This is a genomic window from Streptomyces sp. NPDC058691 (assembly GCF_042714775.1).
Taxonomy (GTDB): domain Bacteria; phylum Actinomycetota; class Actinomycetes; order Streptomycetales; family Streptomycetaceae; genus Actinacidiphila.
On sequence record NZ_JBHXSO010000022.1, the window covers coordinates 26,335 to 42,347 of the forward strand.

The window sequence follows — 16,013 nt, forward strand, 5'->3', positions numbered from 1 at the left end:
CATCGGCCCCATGGCGCGGCACACAACCCGGGCCGCACAAGCGGCAAAACGTTCACTCACGACTTTCGGCCAACCTTCGCCGGAGCCCGGAGCCCGGGGCACGCCGATCCGCCGGGTGCTGCCGTTGGGGCGGATAGCGCGCCGGGGGGCGTGGCGCGGCGGGGAGGCGGGCGCGCCGCTCCTTAGGCTCCGTCTGACGATCCGCGAGTGGGCCCGCTCCGCCGCACGGCTTCCCCTGGGAGAGAAGTGACTCGGTCCCGATCCACCGCGGCCCGGCTCGCCGCCGGCCTGGCGCTCCTGATCACCTGGCTCGCCGGATGCGGCCACGGCCCTTCGGTGCCCGGCCCGCAGGACGGCCCCGCCTCCCCGGCCGCGGCGGGCCCGCGCCTGCAGGACCCGCCGGAACTGGTGAGCCACGACGGCGTGCTCAAGACCGGCATCGTGGTCGAGCGGCGCAAGGTCCGGGTCGGCGACCGCCGGCTGTGGGCCACCACCTACAACGGCATGTACATGCCTCCGACGCTGCGTGTGCGGCCCGGCGACACCATCGACCTGACCATGACCAACAAGGTCGACGAGGACACCAACCTGCACGTCCACGGGCTCCACGTCTCACCGCGCAGCCCCTCGGACGACATCTTCATCGCCATCAAGTACGGGTCCTCGTACCACTACACCTACCGGCTGCCGCGCGACATCACCCCCGGCACCTACTGGTACCACTCCCACGCCGACATGATGTCCGCCGCCCAGGTCGCCGGCGGCGAGTCCGGCGTCATCGTCGTCGACGGCCTGCGGCAGTACCTGCCGCCGTCCCTGCGCGGCATCACCGAGCACGTCATCGCGCTCAAGGACTTCCAGGTCGAGGGCGATGCCGTCAAGACCCATCCGCTGAGCATCGGTGCCCCCACCAACCGCACCGTCAACGGCCAGCAGAACTCCGTCATCGGCATCCGGCCGGGCGAGACCCAGCTGTGGCGACTGGCCAACATCGGCGCCAACATCTACTACAAGCTGCACCTGCCCGGGCACCGCTTCCACGTGATCGCCCAGGACGGCTACCCCGTCCGGCGGGTCTGGGCGGCGGACTCCCTGGTCATCGCGGCCGGGGCGCGCTACGACGTCCTGGTCCGCGGCGGCTCTCCCGGCACCACACGACTGGAGACCCTGGCGTACGACACCGGCAAGGCCGGGAACCAGTTCCCCCGCGCCGATCTCGCCACCCTCGTCACCGGTGGCACCCCGGTCCGGCCGGCCGCGCTCCCGAGCGCCTTCGCCCCGAACGAGGACCTGTCCCGCGCCACGATCGCCGCCCGCAAGACCGTCGTCTTCACGGAGAACGCGGCGGGCACCGTCTTCTACGTCAACGGGCGCACCTACGACCCCAAGCGGAACGACTTCACCTCCGTGCTCGGCACCGTCGAGGAGTGGACGGTGCGCAACGACAGCGACGAGGAGCACTCGTTCCACGTCCACACCAACCAGTTCCAGCTGATGAGCACCGACGGGAAGCCCCACCCGCCCTCCCACCGCTGGTTCGACACGGTCAACGTGCCCGCCCGCGGCAAGGTGGTCCTGCGCATCCCGTTCCGGGACTTCACCGGGCGGACCGTCCTGCACTGCCACATCCTGAACCATGAGGACATGGGCATGATGGCCGTCCTCGACATCGTCCGTCCCTCCGGCCGGAGCCGGGACGAGACGCGGGGCAAGTAGTGCCCGGCCCCGGCTCCGGCTCGGGCTCCGGCGGGAAGGACGACCACGTGGCACCCGGCGACCCGACCCCGCCGATGGGCGAGGCGGAGGAAGCGATGCTCAACGCCCTCTTCACCCAGTCGCCGGTGGGCCTGCATCTGCTCGACACCGATCTGCGCGTGGTGCGGGTCAACACGGCCACCTCCGCCATGCGGGGTGTGTCGCCCGCGGCCCTGCTCGGCCACCGGTTCTCCGACGCGTACGACATCATCGACGCGGATCGGCACGAGGCGGCGGTCCGCGAGGTGCTGGAGACCGGCGTGCCGCTGCGCGAGTGGCTGGTGCGGGCACGCCGCAAGGGCGGGACGGCACCGCCCGGGTACTACGCGATGTCGGTGTTCCGTCTCGACAACCCGGGCGGGCAGGTGCTGGGGCTCGCCCTGTCGGTGGTCGACGTCACCCGCCGGGAACGGGCGTTCGAGCGGCTGCGGGTCCTGGACACGGTGCGCGAGAGGGTCGGCCGCACGATGGACTCCGTGGTGACCTGCGACGAGCTGGTCAGCACGCTGGTCCCGGAGTACGCCGAGGTGGCCGTCGTGGAACTGGTGGACGCGGTGCTCCGCGGCGACGATCCCCCGCTCTCCCCGCTCCCCGCGGGCGTCCCCCTGCTGCGGGCCGCCTACCGCAACAGCCGCGGGCCGGACCAGGTGCAGGCGCACCCGGTGGGCGCCGTGCTCAGGCTGCCGGGCCCGACCCCGTTCACCCAGGCCCTGGCCGACCTGCGGCCCCGGGTGATCGCCCTGGAGTCCGAGCCCCCATGGCTGGCCACCGACCCCGCCCGCGCCGAGGCCATCATCGCGGGCGGGGTGTGCTCGCTCCTGGTCGTCCCGCTGGCGCTGCACGGCAGCATCCTCGGCCTCGTCAGCCTCTACCGCGGCCGATACCTCGAACCGTACGACGAGGACGACATCGAACTCGCCCTGCAGATGGCCGACCACACCGCCCTGTGCATCGACAACGGACGGCGCTTCACCCGCGAGCACACCATCGCCTCCACCGTCCAGCGCCACCTGCTGCCGCACCGGCCCGCCACGCACACCGCCCTGGAGACGGCGTACGTGCCGACCGCCACGAACGGCGCCGGTTCCTGGTACGACACCATCTCGCTCTCCGCCGCACGCACCGCCCTGGTCATCGGCAACGTCGCCGGGCACGGCATCCACGCCACCGCCACCATGGGCCAACTGCGCACCGTCATCCGCTCGCTGGCCGCCTTCGACCTGCCGCCCGACGAACTCCTCGCCCGTCTCAACGACACCGCGACCCTGCTGGCCGCCGAACGCGCGTCCCTGCCGCCCAGCGACCCCCTGCACCGCGAGGCGCTGACCGCCGCGTGCGTGTACGCCGTCTACGATCCGCTGACCCGGATGTGCACCGTCGCCCGCGCCGGCCACCTCGCCCCGGTCATCGTGCGGCCCGACGGCACCGCGGAGACCCCCGACATCCCGATCGGCCCGCCGCTGGGCGTCACCAGCGGCTCGCCGTTCACCACTTGCGACGTGGCGCTGGAGGAGGGCAGCATCCTGGCCCTGTCCAGCTCACCCGTCGTGGCCGCCCATCTCGCCGGTCACCCCGGGCTGCTCCACCGTCCCCCGGATGCCGCGGACCCGGACGCGGGCGCGGACGCGGGCGCGGGCGCGGACCCGGGAGCGGACGCCGGCCCGCCCCTGGCGGACCTCTGCGACGACGTCCTCTACTCCCTCCCCACGGCCCTGGCCGGCCGCGCCGGCGCCCTCCTCCTCGCCCGCACCCGGCCCTTCCCCGCCGACCGGGTGGCCTCCTGGGAACTCGAACCCGAGCCCGCCGCGGTCTGCGCCGCGCGCCATCACGCCGGCGAACAGCTCGCGGCCTGGGGGATCGAGGGCGACACCGTCTTCAACACCGAGCTGATCGTCAGCGAACTCGTCACCAACGCCATCCGCCACGGCGCTCCGCCGCTCGCCCTGCGCCTCATCAACGACCGCACCCTCACCTGCGAGGTCCGCGACGCCGGCCCCGCCGCCCCGCGCCTCCGCCACGCCCGCACCGTCGACGAGGGCGGCCGCGGCCTGTTCATCACCTCCCAGCTCGCCCAGGCCTGGGGCACCCGCTACGACGCGGAGGGCAAGACGATCTGGACCGAGCAACCCCTGCCGCCGCGGCCGTCCTGACAGGCGACGGCCCCCGGCCGCGGTCGCGATCGGGGGCCGTCGCCCTGTCGTCCGGCTGCCCTTACTGCGAGATCACCTGGCCGAAGCCGGAGTTGCCCTTGAGGGACACGGTGCGGGCGCTGATGGTCTTGACGTTGACGGCCGTGGGCCCGGCGGCCGTGCCGCGCAGCACGGTGATCGTGCCGTAGGCGTTCTCCTCGCTGCCGATGACGAGCTCGGCCCGGCCGTTGCGGTTGTCGTCGACGATGCGGACCGAGGAGCCGAACAGGTCGTACCTCTCGACGTTGTCCGGAATCCCGGCCGTGGCCTGGGTGAAGCGCAGGGCACCGCTCGCCTTGAGCCCGGAGGCCGAACCGAAGAAGACCGTGACGGAGCCCGCGTCCTGCGTGCTGCCGACGTCCTCGCCGGGCGCGCCGACCGCGACATCGGCGTAGCCGTCGCCGTTGGTGTCGCCGACGCTCAACGCCAGGCCGAAGTGGTCCTCGGCCTCACCGCCGTCGGGAACGCCGGGGGTGTCCTGGCTGATGACCGTCGGGCGCTGCGCCGGGTTCGGGCCGGTGGCGGAGCCGTACCAGACGGCGATCTCGCCGCCCTTGTGGCCGTCGGGGGCCCCGGACCGGGGGTCGTCGTAGTTGCCGGTGACGACGTCGCCGTAGCCGTCGCCGTTGATGTCGCCGATGGCGACCTTCTCGCCGTCGGCGGAGGTCAGTTCGGTCTTGACGTACTTGGTGCCGTTCCAGCCGTGATAGCTGATGTCGCCGCCCGGGTCGTCGGTGACGAGGTACGGGTAGATGCGCTCGGCGTCGCCGTCTCCGTTGAGGTCGCCCGCGACGACGTCGCCCCTCGTGCCGAGGCCGAGCTTGGTGACGCCGCCCAGGGTGACAGAGGTCCCCGAACGCTTGAAGGGGCCCTTGAGGAGGCGGCTCTGGGTCCGGCCGGTGAGGGTGACATCGGCGTGGCCGTCCCCGTCGAAGTCGGCGGCGGCGACACCGCTCGCGTAGGTCTCCCACTCGCCGAAGGACGGCTGCGGCAGGATCGAACCGCCGGAGAGGCCGGACTTGCCGCCCCACAGGACCGTGGCCTGGCCGACGCCCTCCTTGCCACCGACCACCTGGCGGGGGGCGCCGACGACCAGGTCCGCGTAGCCGTCCTCATTGAGGTCGGCGGAGGTGAGGCTCGCGCCGAAGAAGTCGGTCGCCTCGGCCGTACCGGGCACATTGGCCGAGTTCTGGGTGATGACACTCCGCTTGCTGGAGGCGGAGATGCCCTTGGACGTGCCGTAGAAGACGACGACGGCGCCCGCGAGATCGGCGCTGCCGACGTCCGCGGACGGGGAGCCGACGGCGAGGTCGCGGTAGCCGTCTCCGTTGAAGTCGTCGTAGTGCTTCGCGGGAGCGGCGTCCGCCGGGACGGCGAGGGTGAGCGGGGTGAGGCCGGCCGTGAGCAGGCAGGCCGCGACCGTTGCGGTACGAAGACGCATGGGCGGCGGAGGCTCCTACGTGAGAGGGGTGTGCGGGGCGTCCAGCGCTGTCCGGGTGCCATGGGGCACCGCTTGTGCCGGGATCCGGCTCGGCATGGAGCGGCGGTGGCCTATCCCAGACCGCCGAAGGGCCGCCAGGGTTGTACGGGACGGGTGGGGAGATTTCCCGGATGCCGGCGCGCTGGGCCGGCGGGCCATCGGCTGGGGCCGACCAGCGGCTGACCTGGGACGTTCCGTTACTCTCCGGGGAGATCGCACAGCTCGGACGGGGCACCATGGACAAGAAGCGCAAACTCGCTCTGGCAGCGGCGGCAGTGGTCGTCGCCGCCGTGCCGAGCGCGCTGGTCGTACAGGACAGACTCGAAGCGGCGGAGCGGAAGTCGCTTGAGCAAGCCGCCGTGAAGATCTTCCAGCACGACGCGGACCTCCCCACGGCGCGGTGGCGCAGCGACGAACCCCCCATGGGCAAGGTGTGGGAAAAGGCCGTCGCCGCGGCTGACATCACCGAGGTCGAGATGCAGGGTGACCGGGCCAAGGTGTGGGTCAACGCGTACACCACGCCGTACGTCACCGACATGCTCGGCAAGCACCCGGAGCCTGACGTGCCCTACGTGGGCAGCCACGTCTTCGTGTTCGAGCCGGCGGGGGACGGCTGGCGACTCGCCGAGGACCTGACCCAGTCCGAGTTGGGCGGCTGACGTCTCGCATCGCGTCGCGTCACAGGTCGGCCACCAATTCCACACGTTTCCCACACGTATCCCGCGGACGGCGCTACGGTCATCCCCACACAGTCCTAGGGGGGACCGCATGACCTGGGGAAACCAGCCCAACCCGCAGCCCGGTTGGGGAAATCCGTACCCGCCACAACCCCCGCGGCCGACGCCGGGGGGCGGGCCGAAGTGGGCCCGCAAGCGCTTCGTGTTGCCCGCGATCGTCGTCGCCCTGCTCATCGGTGTCGGCATGGGGGGCGCGTCGAACGGGGACGGCACCGCCACGGCCGCGACCACGAAGGCCGCTCCCGCGCCGACGGTGACCGTCACGACGACGGCACGGCCCACCGCGACGGCAACCGTGACGGCGGACCCCGAGCCCGCCGTCACCGTGACGAAGACCAAGACGAAGACCGTCCGCGTCACCGTCACCGTCACGGCCAAGGCCGCCTCGAACGGCGGCAACAGCGGCGGAGGCGGCTCCGGCGGCGGCTCCACGTACTACGCCAACTGCACCGCCGCCCGGGCCGCCGGCGCCGCACCTCTCTACGAAGGCGAGCCCGGCTACGCCTCCCACCTCGACCGTGACGGCGACGGCGTCGCCTGCGAGTAGCCGCCGCGGCGAGACGAACGCGACAAGGTGAACGTCCAAGGGGGTGCCCTCGTGTCGAGGGCACCCCCTTCTGGCGGACGGGACGTCGCGATGTCCGGCAATCACCGGGATTGTTCGCGTGTCGCGGGTTCACTACTCCCGGGTCGTTGCCGACCATGGGCGGATGGCACCCAAGCGCAGGGAACCGCATCATCCGTTCCGCTCCTGCCCAACCGACGCGCTGCTGGCGGGGCTCCGCAAGGCGGTGTCGGTCGCGCTGCTGGCCGCGTCGCTGACAACCCTCTCTGCCGTCTGCGGCTGGCAGCAGTCCGCCATGGCCTCAGCAAGCCTGGCCCCCATTCCGAGGATCCCGTCACCGTCCGTCGACGTCCCGGCGAACGGGGTGATTTCCACCCGGCGCGTGTACTTCACAGAGACCACGCACGGGGTGCCCTCGGTGCACACCGTCCTCGACAACGAGCGCGACCTGTACCGGCTCCCCGGGTACTTCATGGCGTCGGAGCCCCGGATCGGTGAGGAGATCACGTCGCGCGCCGCGCGGACGGACTTCTCGCGCTTCGTCCTGGTCGCCTGGAGCCGCACGACGGGCTGCGACAGCACAAAGGACGCGACGCTGTTCCGCAGCGGCAGCCGTCTCGTGCTCGGCCTCGACCAGACCCCCATGGGCCGGTGCCTGGCGGCCAACCAGGTGGTCGCCGTCTTCGAGGTGCCGCGCGACCGGATGCCGAAGGAGCCGCGCTTCGCCCAGGAGCAGAACCCCCGGGCCGATCCGCCGGGCCCCGGGCGGACCTTGGCGTTGAGCCCCCTCGACGGCGACTCGCGCAGTTCCGGGGGGCGCCGCAGCGCCGAGGTCACGACCACCCGTCAGCTTGACGCCTTCCTCGCCGGCCTGCCCCGCAAGGGCGCGGACGCCGTGCGCAGGCAGCTGGCCGGCCATCCGCAGCGCGGCGGCGAACGGCGCTTCGCCTTCATCCTGTCGAGCTGCCGGGCCACCGGCGCCAATCTCAATATCGGCCGCCGGGAGCTGTCCGCGGCGCCCACCGGCGACGAGGCCGTGGACTGCTACCGGGCCCATCCGTACGTTGCCGTGCTCTCGATCGCGTCCCATCTCGTACCGGCGCACGCTCAGCTCGTCGGCTGACAGACACTTTCCGGCCGACACCGCCGGCCCACGGGTCATGCCTGCGCTTCGACGCGGTAACCCGCGGGCGGCAGCGGGCACTCACGGCAACCCGTACAGCAACGAGCCCCCGACCAGAACCGCTGGTCGGGGGCCGTTCACGGGCGGAGAGTGTGGGATTTGAACCCACGGTGACATCGCTGCCACGACGGTTTTCAAGACCGTTCCCTTAGGCCGCTCGGGCAACTCTCCCCGCGCCGCGTGCCCCGTGGACGGGGTGGCGGCGCGGGGACAGCCTAACGGGTCGGGTCAGCTGGCGCTGTCGCCCTTGCGCTCGCCGAGGGTGAGGGTGGCGGTGCGGGTCTGGCCGTCGCGGGTGTAGGTGACGTCGACCTTCTCGCCGGGCTGGTGCTGCCAGATCTCGCCGATGAGGGTCGGGGAGGAGTCGACGACGGTGTCGTCGAACTTGGTGATGATGTCGCCGGAGCGCAGCCCGGCCTTCTCGGCGGGGCCGCCGGCGGTGACCGCGGACGAGCCGGTGGCGATCTTGGCGCCCTCGCCGTTGTAGCTGGAGTCGACGCTGACGCCGATGACGGGGTAGATCGGCTGGCCGGTCTTGATCAGGTCCTCGGCGACGCGACGGGCCTGGTCGATCGGGATCGCGAAGCCGAGGCCGACGCTGCCGGACTGGGAGGTGCCGTCGTTGCTGCCGGTGGACTGGATCGCGGAGTTGATGCCGATGACGGCACCCTCGGAGTTGAGGAGGGGGCCGCCGGAGTTGCCGGGGTTGATGGAGGCGTCGGTCTGTATGGCGCTCATGTAGGAGGCGTTGGAGCCTTCGCCGTCGCTGGAGGCGATGGGGCGGTGCAGCGCGCTGACGATGCCGGTGGTGACGGTGCCGGAGAGGCCGAAGGGGGCGCCGATGGCGATGGTGGAGTCGCCGACGGCGACCTTCTCGGAGTCGCCGACGGCGAGCGGGGTGAGCTGGTCGGGGCTGACGCCCTTGAGCTTGATGACGGCGACGTCGTAGCCCTGGGCCCGGCCGACGACCTCGGCCTCGTACTTCTTGCCGTTGGAGAACGTGGCGGTGAGCTTGCCGCCGTCCGCCGCCGGGGCGACCACGTGGTTGTTGGTGAGGATGTGGCCTTCCTTGTCGTAGACGAAGCCGGTGCCGGTGCCGCTCTCCTGGCTGCCGGAGGCCTCGATGGTGACGACGCTGGGAAGGGACTGCTTGGCGATGCCGGCGACGGAGTCGGCGGCGCGGCTGAGGTCCTTGGGGTTGCCCGCGGCGGAGATCGTGGTGGACCCGCTGCTGTCGTTGCGGTCGGCGGCCCAGAAGCCGATGCCGCCGCCGATGCCGCCGGCGACCAGCGCGGCGACCAGGACCGCGGCGACCAGGGCGCCGTTGCCGCGCTTGCGCGGCGCGGCGGGGGCCGGCGGCACGGGCGCGCCCCAGACCGGGCCGGCGGGACCGCCGGGACCCGCGGGGCCCCCGAAGGGCTGGGTCGGCGGAACCGCGGGCGGCCCGGCCGGGTGCGCGGCGAAGGGACCCGCGTGCGGGGCCGCGTGGTGAGGGGGCGCGTGATGCGTGGCGGCGTGGTGCGGCGGGGGCGCGTGGTGCGGCGCGGCGTGCGGCAGGGCGGCGTGCGGGGGCACGGCGTGCGGCGGCGCCGGAGGCTGCACGGGCGGCTGCGCGGGGGGAACGGCGGCGTCGGCCGGCGGTGCGTCGGCCGGGTGCGCCGAAGCGGCCGCGGGAGGACCGTCGGCCGGCGCGGGCGCCGCCGGCGCCGGGGGATCGGCAGGGGCCGCGGGCGCGGCCTGCGGCGGCACGGGAGGTGCAGCGGGAGCGGCGGGCTCAGTGGCATCGGACGGCTGCGCCGGCTGCGTTGCCGGGACCGGACCGACCTCGTTCTCGGTGCTCACGGCTGTATCTCCTCCGGGAGTTGCGTTGTATGCCGTGCGTACGGTTGCGGTCACGGAGACGTACGACGGCCGACAGGATGGGGACAGCTTTTCCCACCGGTTGTCAGACCACCGTAAACAGTCGCGAGCGGCGTCCGTGGTACGACCGGGCGGATGGCACGATAGCCCGGTGACCCAAGACCGCGCGATCCAGGTCGTCGCCCACCGCGGTGCCTCCGAGGATGTCCCGGAGCACACCCTCGCCGCGTACCGGAAGGCGATCGAGGACGGCGCGGACGCCCTGGAGTGCGACGTACGTCTCACTGCCGACGGCGTGCTGGTCTGCGTCCACGACCGCCGGGTGAACCGCACCTCCAACGGCCGGGGCGCCGTCTCGGCCATGGAGCTCGCCGATCTGCGGACGCTGGACTTCGGCTCGTGGAAGGGGCAGCACACCGACGCCGAGGTGCCGGACCGCTTCGACGCCGACCCGGACGAGGCGAGCCGGGTGCTGACCCTCGAGCGCCTGCTGGAGCTGATCGCCGACACCGGCCGCCGGATCGAGCTCGCGGTGGAGACCAAGCACCCCACCCGCTGGGCGGGCCAGGTCGAGGACCGCCTGCTGGAACTGCTGGACCGTTTCGGCATGCTACACCCGCCGGCGGGCGAGCCGCCGCGGGTGCGGGTGATGAGCTTCTCCTCCCGCTCGCTGCGCCGGGTCCGGCTGGCCGCGCCCGAGCTGCCGACCGTCTTCCTCATGCAGTACGTGCTGCCCCGGCACCGCGACGGGCGGCTGCCCGCCGGGGTGCGGATCGCCGGGCCGAGCATCCGCATCCTGCGGGCGAACCCCGGGTACGTGGAGCGGCTGCACCGGGCCGGGCACAGCGTGCACGTGTGGACGGTCAACGAACCGGAGGACGTCGAACTGTGCGCGCGCCTCGGCGTCGAGGCCGTCATCACCAACCGCCCCAAGCAGGTTCTGGCCCAACTCGGCCGCTAGGCAAGGACGGTGGAGGACACCGCTCCACTCCCGCCGCCACGGCCGGCCGGAACTCGGCGCGCACCGGCGCGTTGAGTGCCCGTTCGATCGCTGTGTGTGCACCAAGAGATCGCTGTTGGCCGGTTTCCGGCATGAAACGAGAGGGCATCCATCCGGTGGCGTGGGGTGAAGGAGGTCTCGGGGGTGGCGTTGGTGGTGGCCCAGGAGGTGCCGACGTCCTCGACCATGGCCCTGCCGCATGGTCCGACGGGTGTCGCTGAGGCGCGGCGCAGGCTGCGCAAGGAATTGTGTACGAACGAGGTTCCGGAGCCCGTTGTCGACGACGCGGTGCTGATCCTCTCCGAGTTGCTGAGCAATTCCTGCCGGCACGCGCGCCCGCTGGGCGAGGACGAGCCGTCGGCGGCCGGCGGCAGCGGCATCCGCGCCGCATGGCGCATCGACGAGGACGGCCTGCTGACGGTCGAGGTGACCGACGGCGGCGGTCCGACCCGCCCGCTTCCGGCCAGTCCCTCGCTCACCGCACGCGGCGGCCGGGGGCTCGGCATCGTCCGCAGCCTGTCGCTGCGCTGGGGTGTACGGGACGCCCCGGGCGAGGTCACGGTCTGGGCGATGCTGGCGGTGCGCAGCCGCCACGCGCGGCGTGACGACCTGGCGCCGCAGATCGACATCCCGATCGACTTCGCTGACCCCTTCGAAGACCTTCCCTGACACGGGCCCGACCGCGTCCGGGCCCTCGGCAACGCGGCCCGGGCCCCGCCCCGGTCGCGACCTCCGCTGACGGAAGGGCACGTGGCGCTAGGCTCACGCCCGGAACACCGCCGTTACCGGGAGAGATCGAGCCATGGCGAACAAGCGCCCGACGAAGACGAAGGCCCCCGCCCGACCCGCGCAGCTCGCCGATGGGGAGATCCCCGTCGTCGGCGCCCGGGAGCCCTGCCCGTGCGGTTCCGGGCGGCGCTACAAGGCGTGCCACGGACGCGAGGCGTCTCACGCGGTGGCCGAGTTGGTGCGACGGCCGTTCGAGGGTCTGCCCGGCGAGTGCGACTGGGTGGCGCTGCGCGAACTGGTGCCCGCGGGGACGGCGGAGCTGAAGCTGAAGGACGGGCTGCCCGAGGGCGTGCCCATGGTCACGCTGGCGACCGTACTGCCCATGGCCTGGCCGGGGTTGCGCCGGGACACCGGCGCGGTGCTGCTGGGCCTGCAGAACGAGACGGCCTCCGGGGACATCAGCCGTGACCTCGCGGAGACGCTGCTGCGCGCGCTGACGGCGGAGCCGGGCCACCCCGTGGACGGGAACCGGCCGGCGCCGGTCGGACCGCGACTGCAGGACGTGCTCGACCTGGACGCGCCGTTCGAGCCGGTGGTGCACACCGGGTTCGAGTTCTGGCTGGAGAACGCGGACGCCGCCACCGGCGAGGTCGCCGCCTCCCTGGAGCGGGCGAACGCGGCCGTGATCCCCACCGTGCGGCTGACCGGCGTGGACGCCGCGTACTGGTGCCAGACCCCGGAGAAGAACCACCTGCGCTGGGTCATGCCGCACCCGGAGGAGCGGCTGCTGGACGCGATGTCGCGGCTGCACGCCGCCGGCGTCTCGTCGCTGGGCGAGGGCACCCGGCTGGTCGGGTCGTTCCGCGCACACGGTCTGGTCGTGCCGGTGTGGGACCTGCCGGTGGGCGTGTCCGCGGAGGAAGTGGAGAAGCCCGCGGCGGCGTTCGGCGAACGGCTGGCCGAGGCGCTGGAGCAGGAGACCCCGCTGACGGCGGACGAGCGCCGGGCGCGCAGCGGCTTCACGAACCGGCAGATCACGCTGAGTTGACACTCAGTGACAGCAGTGTGACGGTGTGAAGATCGTCGTGGTGATCCTGGTCACAGCCACCCCGGTCAGGGGTCGAACAAGGGCCGGAATCCGCGCACCCGGATTTGCGTTCGGGCGAAGTCTTGTTACCGTTTGAACAGTCCGGTCGCTGGTGCATCCCCCGTCGCCAGCGACCGGACGTTTCATTGTGCGGACCCGCTGCGCAGCAGCGGGCGTTCCGCGTTCTCCTCGGCGATCTCCGCCACCGCCATGTAGGGCTCGGCGCCCTCCGGCACCGGCACCGTCCGCTCGCGCGGTGTCTCGCAACTCCCGCTCCCCAGCGCCGCGTCGATGGCACAGCGTGCCTGCACGGCCCGGCCGTCGGGCAGCAGCAGGGTCAGCACACCGTCCAGCCGCCGGCCGGTGGTGTTGCTCCAGTACGTGCGCGCCCATGTGTCGCCCTCCGCGGCGACGGTGCAGGTCTGCGCCCGCAACCCCTGCGGCGAGACGGACTTCGGACCGCAGGACGCGCTCTGGCGTTCGGATTCGGCCGTCTTGGACAGGCTGCCCAGCAGTTCGGAGCCGCTCGACAGCAATCCGTCCGCCGTGTCGGCGGACACCGGTTCGACGGGGACGAGCGGCCCCGCGCCGGAGGCCGCCGGGACGACGAACGCGGCCGCCACGACGACACAGACGAGGGCGGCCATCCGAAGGTTCGACGCGCGCATCATGCGCCGAACATAGCGGGATCAAAGGGCGGAAAAGCCGGGGCCACGGGCAGTTGACCGCCCCGCGGCCCCGCTCTTACCCGAAAGAGTGACGGCGAACGGCACTCGGCACGCGAGGCTCAGTACGAGAGCCGGCTGCCGTCCGGCGCCGTACGCCCCGCCTGCACCAGCGTGTCGACGATCACCCGCACACTCGGCAGCCACGGCGTCCGCTCCCCCGGGTCCACGACCGGCCGTTGCTCCCAGCGCGCACCGCCGGCCCCGACGGGCGAGGGGGGCAGCACGGTGTAGCCGCCCTGACCGTGGAAGCGCAGCGAGGTCGGCACCCATTCGTGCCGGTCGAGCAACTCCCCCAGTTCCTCCAGGGAGTACGGCTCCACCAGGACCACGACACGGGTCGGGGTGGCCACCACCGGCCCGGTGCGCACTCCGCGCTTGGCGAGCACGCCCAGCGCCCGCGCCCCCGCGACGGCCGGCAGGCTGACCGCGGAGACGCACCCGCCGGTGGCGAGGACGACGGGCTGGTCCGGGTGGTGCGTCCACCACCAGCGCACCATCCGCGGGTCACGGGTGGCCGCCAGGAGGCCGGGGTCGCGCGGATGGGCGCCGGGGACCGGGCAGTCGGGGCGCAGGCAGGCGCAGCCGCCGTACGCGTCCGTCCCGGCTCCGGGCACCACGGGCCACTGCCACTGCTCGGCGCAGGTGAGCGCCGCGCGCAGCAGCTCGGGACTGCTCTTGCGTCGCTTTCCGAGGATCTCACGCATCCGCGCTCGTTCCTTTCCGTTGGCGCTCAGGGATCTGCCCATGACACAACGTAATCTGGAACACACCGCTTACGAGGCAGCGCATCACGTCTCGAGCCGAGCGTGGAACGTGGCGGGGGGTGGCGCACACATGGCGCTTGTTCGTCCAGGGTGTGCTGCGTACTGCGTTTCCGTGGTCTGCGTGCTCCGTGTGCGGTCCCGCTGGCTGTGCAACACCCCGCCGTGGGGGGAGGGTCGGCCGTCGCCGTCTAAGACGCTCGGGCCGGGCGCCGGGTTCCTGAGGCCGCCAACTCCCATCCCGTACGTACCCACTGCTGTGGATATGACGCACTGTCGAACCCCCCCAGTCGACAACTAATTGTGGCACGCGGTGCCCTTTTTCAGCCATACTCCCGCAACCCTTACGGCGCATCGACACCACCGCACCTACCTGGGCAATCCTGGACACACCCCTAAGGAGGCGGTAGAAGGTAATCCATTGATAGCGGCGCAGAACGACTTGGGGGTTTGCGATGCTATTGACACAAATGCGCTGCTCTACGGAGCCGCCGCCGTATCGCGTCAAAGGTCGCGAAAGCCGGCGACCATGAGCACGGCGGGACTTCCGAAAGTGGCCGGAATCAACCCACCCATTCCGACATCGGCGCACACTGCCGCTCCCGCGGTCGAACAACAATCCCACCCGGACGACCGGTCCAAACAGGGTGAGCAGGGCGGACCGGACGGGCCGGCCGGTCAACCCGGCGCGGTGCAGGACGGCTTGGCGTCGTCGGTCGCCGACCTGACGACACTGCACGAGCTGTCCGAACGCCTCGCCCGCACCGCCTGCGTCGAGGACGCGCTGCGCGAAATGCTGCGCGCGGGCGGCACCTTGACCGGCGCACGGCGCGGGCTGGCCTCGGCCGGCCCGGCCGACCAGGGCGGCCCGGCCACCGTCACCGGGCTCGGGCTCTGCCCGGCGGAGCTCGGCGCGCTGGAGACCGTCCCGCTGCCCGCCTCCCCCGGGACCGTGCCGGCCGAGGAGATCCACCCCGACCTGTGCCACGAGCCGGGCCTGGATCCGCGCCACCGCGAGGTCGCCGTGCGACTGGGCCTGGGCGCCAGCTACACGGTGCTGCTGGCCACGGAGAGCGCCGGGCGGCTCGGGTCTGCCGTCTGGTTCTACGACGAGCCCGCAGAACCGGGCGAGCGGCTGCGCCATCTCATCGGCCTGTACTGCCGCCACGCCACCGAGCACCTGGCCCGGCTGGTCGAGCTGGACCACCTCCGCGCCACCGCGGCCGGCCTGCGCGCGCAGCTGCTGCCCACCCGCCTGCCCCGGATCCCCGGGGTCCGGCTGGCCGTGACACACGTCGCGGCTCCCGGCGGAGGAGGGGACTGGTACGACGCGATGGCGCTGCCCGAGGGCGCCCTCGGGCTGTCCGTGGGCGGGGTCACCGGCTCCGGCACGGGCACGGTCGGCGCGATGGGACGGCTGCGGGCGGCCCTGCGGGCGTACGCGGTGCTGGAGGGCGAGGACCCGGTGGCGGTGCTGTCCGACCTGGAGCTGCTGCTGCGGCTGACCGAGCCCGCGCGCTCGGCGACCGCGCTGTACGCGCACGTCGATCCCGCCGCCCGCCGGATCGCGCTGTCCGGGGCCGGGCACTGCCCGCCGCTGGTCGTCGGCGAGCGCCGGGTGGAGTTCGTGGAGACCTCGCTGTCGGCACCGCTGGGCATGCTCAGCTGCTGGGAGGCCCCCAGCGCCGAGTTCCGGGCGCTGCCCGGCGAGACGCTGCTGCTCTACACCGACGGGCTGCTGCACCGCACCGGCGATGCCACCGACCGCGCCGTCACGCGTCTGCACGCCGCCGCGGCGGGTGCCCCGCGCGCCGCCCGGGAGGACCCGGCCCTGCTGACCGACCACATCCTGCGCACCCTGCTGCCGGACGGCCGCGGAGCCGAGGAGGGAACGGAGGACCTCGTCCTGCTGGCCGCCCGCTTCGACTGACCCACTTAC

The 16,013-nt window shown here is 72.7% G+C and carries 13 protein-coding genes and 1 tRNA gene; 9 read left to right on the top strand and 5 right to left on the bottom strand.

The genetic code is table 11. The features are described from left to right. The first annotated feature begins 246 nt into the window (after nucleotides 1–246). On the top strand, nucleotides 247–1,716 hold the full coding sequence (locus ACFWVC_RS17505) for a multicopper oxidase family protein (RefSeq protein ID WP_384285885.1): 1,470 nt from the start codon (nucleotides 247–249) through the stop codon (nucleotides 1,714–1,716). Between the two features lie 47 nt (nucleotides 1,717–1,763). Beyond that, nucleotides 1,764–3,905 (top strand): SpoIIE family protein phosphatase, encoded by a 2,142-nt coding sequence (locus ACFWVC_RS17510; protein WP_384285887.1) that lies wholly within the window; start codon nucleotides 1,764–1,766, stop codon nucleotides 3,903–3,905. Between the two features lie 61 nt (nucleotides 3,906–3,966). Here the strand turns inward: ACFWVC_RS17510 and ACFWVC_RS17515 are convergent, their stop codons facing one another. Continuing rightward, nucleotides 3,967–5,385, bottom strand: a complete 1,419-nt coding sequence (locus tag ACFWVC_RS17515; RefSeq protein WP_384285891.1) for an FG-GAP-like repeat-containing protein — start codon at nucleotides 5,383–5,385, stop codon at nucleotides 3,967–3,969. A 275-nt stretch (nucleotides 5,386–5,660) separates the two neighbouring features. Between ACFWVC_RS17515 and ACFWVC_RS17520 the strand changes: the two genes are divergently transcribed. The 3 genes from ACFWVC_RS17520 to ACFWVC_RS17530 all read left to right on the top strand — a co-directional run bounded on the left by ACFWVC_RS17520 (nucleotide 5,661) and on the right by ACFWVC_RS17530 (nucleotide 7,849). Continuing rightward, on the top strand, nucleotides 5,661–6,083 hold the full coding sequence (locus tag ACFWVC_RS17520) for a hypothetical protein (RefSeq protein WP_384285896.1): 423 nt from the start codon (nucleotides 5,661–5,663) through the stop codon (nucleotides 6,081–6,083). 109 nt (nucleotides 6,084–6,192) lie between these two features. After that, nucleotides 6,193–6,708, top strand: coding sequence for an excalibur calcium-binding domain-containing protein (locus ACFWVC_RS17525; RefSeq protein WP_384285900.1), 516 nt, complete (start codon nucleotides 6,193–6,195; stop codon nucleotides 6,706–6,708). A gap of 163 nt (nucleotides 6,709–6,871) precedes the next feature. Next, entirely contained in the window at nucleotides 6,872–7,849 is a 978-nt protein-coding gene (locus ACFWVC_RS17530; protein WP_384285906.1) for a hypothetical protein, read from the top strand. A gap of 144 nt (nucleotides 7,850–7,993) precedes the next feature. Here ACFWVC_RS17530 and ACFWVC_RS17535 read toward each other — a convergent pair. Continuing rightward, a tRNA-Ser gene (locus ACFWVC_RS17535) sits at nucleotides 7,994–8,080 on the bottom strand. A gap of 57 nt (nucleotides 8,081–8,137) precedes the next feature. Continuing rightward, complete coding sequence (locus ACFWVC_RS17540; RefSeq protein ID WP_384285911.1) at nucleotides 8,138–9,751, bottom strand: S1C family serine protease; 1,614 nt, start codon at nucleotides 9,749–9,751, stop codon at nucleotides 8,138–8,140. A gap of 169 nt (nucleotides 9,752–9,920) precedes the next feature. On the opposite strand from ACFWVC_RS17540, the gene ACFWVC_RS17545 reads away from it, so the two are divergent. The 3 genes from ACFWVC_RS17545 to ACFWVC_RS17555 all read left to right on the top strand — a co-directional run bounded on the left by ACFWVC_RS17545 (nucleotide 9,921) and on the right by ACFWVC_RS17555 (nucleotide 12,546). Beyond that, nucleotides 9,921–10,730: a glycerophosphodiester phosphodiesterase gene (locus ACFWVC_RS17545; protein ID WP_384285916.1), complete on the top strand. Its 810-nt coding sequence runs from the start codon at nucleotides 9,921–9,923 to the stop codon at nucleotides 10,728–10,730. Between the two features lie 183 nt (nucleotides 10,731–10,913). Continuing rightward, the gene (locus tag ACFWVC_RS17550; protein ID WP_384285919.1) at nucleotides 10,914–11,438 is read left to right on the top strand and encodes an ATP-binding protein; all 525 of its coding nucleotides are present in this window, start codon (nucleotides 10,914–10,916) and stop codon (nucleotides 11,436–11,438) included. A 133-nt stretch (nucleotides 11,439–11,571) separates the two neighbouring features. Continuing rightward, nucleotides 11,572–12,546 carry a DUF5926 family protein gene (locus ACFWVC_RS17555; protein WP_384285923.1) on the top strand — a complete coding sequence of 325 codons (975 nt, stop codon included), beginning with the start codon at nucleotides 11,572–11,574 and terminating at the stop codon, nucleotides 12,544–12,546. Between the two features lie 182 nt (nucleotides 12,547–12,728). Here the strand turns inward: ACFWVC_RS17555 and ACFWVC_RS17560 are convergent, their stop codons facing one another. Both ACFWVC_RS17560 and ACFWVC_RS17565 read right to left on the bottom strand, forming a co-directional pair. Beyond that, nucleotides 12,729–13,256, bottom strand: coding sequence for a hypothetical protein (locus tag ACFWVC_RS17560; RefSeq protein WP_384285930.1), 528 nt, complete (start codon nucleotides 13,254–13,256; stop codon nucleotides 12,729–12,731). Nucleotides 13,257–13,372: 116 nt separating this feature from the next. Then, the gene (locus ACFWVC_RS17565; protein ID WP_384285935.1) at nucleotides 13,373–14,017 is read right to left on the bottom strand and encodes a bifunctional DNA primase/polymerase; all 645 of its coding nucleotides are present in this window, start codon (nucleotides 14,015–14,017) and stop codon (nucleotides 13,373–13,375) included. Nucleotides 14,018–14,603: 586 nt separating this feature from the next. Here ACFWVC_RS17565 and ACFWVC_RS17570 point away from each other — a divergent pair. Next, nucleotides 14,604–16,004 carry a PP2C family protein-serine/threonine phosphatase gene (locus tag ACFWVC_RS17570; RefSeq protein ID WP_384285938.1) on the top strand — a complete coding sequence of 467 codons (1,401 nt, stop codon included), beginning with the start codon at nucleotides 14,604–14,606 and terminating at the stop codon, nucleotides 16,002–16,004. Nucleotides 16,005–16,013 lie beyond the last annotated feature (9 nt).